The 4,025-nt window shown below is 44.4% G+C and carries 5 protein-coding genes; 4 read left to right on the top strand and 1 reads right to left on the bottom strand.

The features are described from left to right. Positions 1 to 37: 37 nt before the first annotated feature. From B9J87_RS17430 to arsJ, 4 genes are read left to right on the top strand one after another with little or no spacing between them, the layout of a single operon-like run. Positions 38 to 379, top strand: coding sequence for a metalloregulator ArsR/SmtB family transcription factor (locus B9J87_RS17430; RefSeq protein ID WP_094129327.1), 342 nt, complete (start codon positions 38 to 40; stop codon positions 377 to 379). A 21-nt stretch (positions 380 to 400) separates the two neighbouring features. Next, complete coding sequence (locus B9J87_RS17435) at positions 401 to 1,402, top strand: ArsJ-associated glyceraldehyde-3-phosphate dehydrogenase (RefSeq protein WP_094148081.1); 1,002 nt, start codon at positions 401 to 403, stop codon at positions 1,400 to 1,402. A 12-nt stretch (positions 1,403 to 1,414) separates the two neighbouring features. Further along, the gene (locus tag B9J87_RS17440) at positions 1,415 to 1,912 is read left to right on the top strand and encodes a cyclin-dependent kinase inhibitor 3 family protein (RefSeq protein ID WP_094151962.1); all 498 of its coding nucleotides are present in this window, start codon (positions 1,415 to 1,417) and stop codon (positions 1,910 to 1,912) included. 47 nt (positions 1,913 to 1,959) lie between these two features. Continuing rightward, positions 1,960 to 3,186: an organoarsenical effux MFS transporter ArsJ gene (gene arsJ / locus B9J87_RS17445; protein WP_176429560.1), complete on the top strand. Its 1,227-nt coding sequence runs from the start codon at positions 1,960 to 1,962 to the stop codon at positions 3,184 to 3,186. A gap of 134 nt (positions 3,187 to 3,320) precedes the next feature. On the opposite strand, the gene B9J87_RS17450 is transcribed toward arsJ, so the two are convergent. Continuing rightward, positions 3,321 to 3,791: an arsenate-mycothiol transferase ArsC gene (locus B9J87_RS17450; RefSeq protein WP_094151966.1), complete on the bottom strand. Its 471-nt coding sequence runs from the start codon at positions 3,789 to 3,791 to the stop codon at positions 3,321 to 3,323. Positions 3,792 to 4,025: the final 234 nt, after the last annotated feature.

Raw genomic sequence — 4,025 nt, forward strand, 5'->3', positions numbered from 1 at the left:
ATATATATGCACATCCGCATATGCAGAGATAAGTAAAATGCTACCTCATCAGTTTTTTAAGTTGCTGTCCGATGAAACGCGAGTGCGCTGTTTGCTCATGATTGCACGCGAGCAGCGAGTGTGTGTCGGCGAGTTGACGCAAGCGTTAAATGAAAGCCAACCGAAAATTTCTCGCCATCTGGCTCTACTTCGTTCCAGTGGCGTGGTGGTTGATACAAGGCAAGGGCAATGGGTGTTTTATCGGCTCTCGGACCAACTGCCCGGATGGATGAGAAAACAAATTCAAGGGCTGGTGGAGTCCAACTGCCTGAAACAAGAATACCAACAGGATATGCAAAGGCTGGCAGAGATGAAATCTCGCCCAGAATGCTGTGTTTAGAAGGGATAAAAGGAAATAAAAATGTCTATTAAAGTCGGAATTAACGGGTTTGGTCGTATTGGTCGTTTAGCATTAAGAGCCTCATTTGATTGGCCTGAGATCGAATTTATCCAGATTAACGATGTTGCGGGTGACGCGGCGACCTTGGCTCATTTGCTCGAATTTGATTCAATACAAGGCCGTTGGCATCATGAAGTGACAAGCGACGGTAATGCGATCATTGCCAACGGTCAGGTTATTCGTACCTCACAACAAAAAGCGATCAGTGATGTCGATTGGTCTGGTTGTGATGTGGTCATCGAAGCAACAGGCAAACACCGCAAATCTGAGTTTTTGAATCAGTATTTAGCGCAAGGTGTTAAACGCGTGGTTGTTTCCGCGCCAGTCAAAGAAGATGGGATTGCTAACATTGTGGTTGGTGTGAACGATCACATTTTTGATCCAGAGAAACACCAGATTGTGACCGCTGCGTCTTGTACCACCAACTGCATTGCGCCTATCGTCAAAGTGATTCACGAGCAACTTGGTATTGAACACTCATCGTTTACGACCATTCACGACTTGACCAACACGCAAACCATTTTGGATGCACCGCATAAAGACCTTCGCCGTGCGCGTGCTTGTGGTATGAGTTTGATCCCAACGACCACAGGTTCTGCGAAAGCGATTATCGAAATTTTTCCTGAACTAAAAGGAAAAATTGATGGTCATGCAGTGCGTGTGCCGTTAGCTAACGCCTCATTAACCGACATTATTTTTGATGTTAAGCGTGACACCACGGCTGAAGAGGTGAACGATTTACTTAAAGAAGCGTCGCAGAATGAGCTGAAAGGCATACTTGGTTTCGAAGAGCGCCCTCTTGTTTCTATTGATTACAAAGGCGACCAACGTTCAACGATTGTCGATGCGCTTTCGACTATGGTTGTTGGCAAGCGTATGGTGAAAATCTATGCGTGGTATGACAACGAAATGGGTTACGCAACACGTACCGCAGAACTTGTTCGTAAAGTCGGCCTAGCATAAGGAATCAAACCAATGACACATCCTACGTGGGAACTGCCTGTTGAAGACAATAACGCAGCGTTAGTACTAACTCCTTGTCCTGGCACTAAAGAAGCGTCGCTGATTGACAGTATCGATCAACTCAAGTCTCAAGGTGTAACCGTCGTTGTTACCGCACTGAGCACTCATGAGATGCAAGAAAAAGGTGTTGGTGACTTGCCAAACCTTGTTGAGCAAGCAGGCTTGCAATGGTTCCATGCACCAATAGAAGATGATTGCGCACCAAACGAAGCGTTCCAAGCTCGCTGGAAGCACTTATCACCATCTTTGCATAAAGCCCTCGCCAATGGCGAAAAGATAGCGATGCATTGTATGGGGGGATCGGGACGTACTGGTTTGCTTGCTGCCCACCTATTGCTAGAGAGAGGTTGGGAGTTGCAAGAAATCATCACCCATGTCCAGTCGTTACGGCCTGGCGCGTTTACCAAAGATGTGCAAGTTGAGTACATCCACCAATTTGCTAATCAATAAAAGCCTTAAAGAGCTGCCTTAGGCGGCTCTTTTTAAAGAGAGTGAATATGTTGTCTAAGCTCAACCAGAATGTCCGCCAGTACATGTTGGTCACATTTAACTATTGGAACTTCACCGTTACCGATGGAGCACTACGTATGTTGGTGGTGCTCTATTTTTATGACTTGGGGTATTCAACCTTAGAGATCGCCTCCCTGTTTCTTTTTTATGAATTCTTTGGCGTTGTCACGAACCTCATCGGTGGCTGGTTAGGTGCTCGTCTTGGTTTGAACCGAACGATGAATATCGGTTTGGGAATGCAAATTATCGCTCTGTCAATGCTGGCTGTTCCTGCAAGTTGGCTCTCGATTCCATGGGTCATGGCAGCACAAGCCTTGTCAGGTATTGCCAAAGATCTAAACAAGATGAGCGCGAAAAGCTCCATCAAAACCTTGGTGCCAGAGAATGCGCAAGGAGCATTGTATAAGTGGATTGCCATACTTACAGGCTCTAAAAACGCGCTAAAAGGTGCAGGATTTTTCTTAGGTGGTGCGTTGTTATCGATGATTGGCTTCCAATATGCCGTAGCTGCGATGGCGGGTGTTCTTTTACTGGTCTTTATCGGTAGCGTGATTAGCCTTAAATCCGACCTGGGCAAAGCGAAAAATAAACCTAAGTTCTCTGAAATTTTTTCCAAATCTAGCAGCGTAAACATTCTATCCGCTGCTCGTATGTTCCTGTTTGGTGCGCGTGATGTTTGGTTTGTGATTGCACTGCCTATCTATCTGGGATCTGTGTTTGGATGGGATCATAGCGCCGTAGGTGGATTCCTGGCTATTTGGGTTATTGGTTACGGTGTCATTCAGGGGATTGCGCCAAAGATAACTGGCAGTAAGTCGGGACATACTCCTGATGGTAAAGCCGCGATAGTGTGGGCGTTGGTATTGTCTATAGTGACTGGCGTAATTGCTTACAGTGTTCAGCAGCAATGGCATCCAGAAGTGGTGATTGTCGTTGGATTGATGATTTTTGGTGCTGTGTTTGCTGTGAACTCATCACTGCACTCATACTTAATCGTCAGCTATGCCAAGGGCGATGGCGTCTCTCTGGATGTCGGTTTCTACTACATGGCAAACGCAATGGGGCGTTTGATAGGAACGATTTTATCTGGATGGGTGTTCCAAATGTGGGGGTTCTCAGCCTGTCTATGGGTATCCTTTGCCTTCTTAGCATTAACGACCATTATTTCGTTTTGGCTGCCTATAGGTACAAATCAAAAACTGGCTCAGCAATAAATAAAACTAAGCAGATTTGTTCACCAATGCCAGCTACGATTGCTGGCATTATTTTTTAGCCTCAAGTCATCGAATAAGCGAGAGCTATAAAAAACGTTAATGAAGTAGTATCAGTTCGTTACGTATACACTTATCTACATTGATTTCAGATCGAGCACATGCTGTTTTATTTCTTCAGAATCGAGATTTTGAAAATCGATGTTTGCAAGAGCTTCAATTCTTCGTTTTAGAGAGGAGTATACTTTATCGCACTGCTTGTTAAATTCGGAGACTGAAGCTTCATCATTAGGCAATGGCTCAAGATCCCAAGCAACTCGAATACCAGCAGATAACCAGTTTGGGCAAGTTTCATTGTGCATTGTGTCACACACAGTAATTATTAGATCTGGATGGAAGCTCAGCCTTTCTTCCCATGACGTGCTGTGAAACTCAGAGGCATCAAAACCATGCATATCAAGGTATTGTGCAATACGAGGATTGATCTGACCCTTAGGATGGCTACCGCCACTTGCGATTTGGAAATTTTCAGGCAGGTATTTTTTTGCAATTGCTTCAGCCAAAATGCTTCTGCTTGCATTATGTTTGCACACAAATAATATTTTCATCAATTGCCCTGTAGATGTTTAGGATTACTAAATTCGACATTTATCATGCTTTCATTACAGTTTGTTGACGATTGAAAATAGGCATGAGCTAACTCATGGAAATACGCTGAGAAAGCGAGTCGTCTGCACTATCAATCAATATTGCGCAATAAATTTTGCCATACTTTAGAGGCTCTTCTCCGCTTACATGAGTCAGAAAACAAAACGCATTTATCATAACACTCTGATTTATAA

The organism is Vibrio sp. V19_P1S1T109 (assembly GCF_002241375.1).
Lineage (GTDB): Bacteria > Pseudomonadota > Gammaproteobacteria > Enterobacterales > Vibrionaceae > Vibrio > Vibrio anguillarum.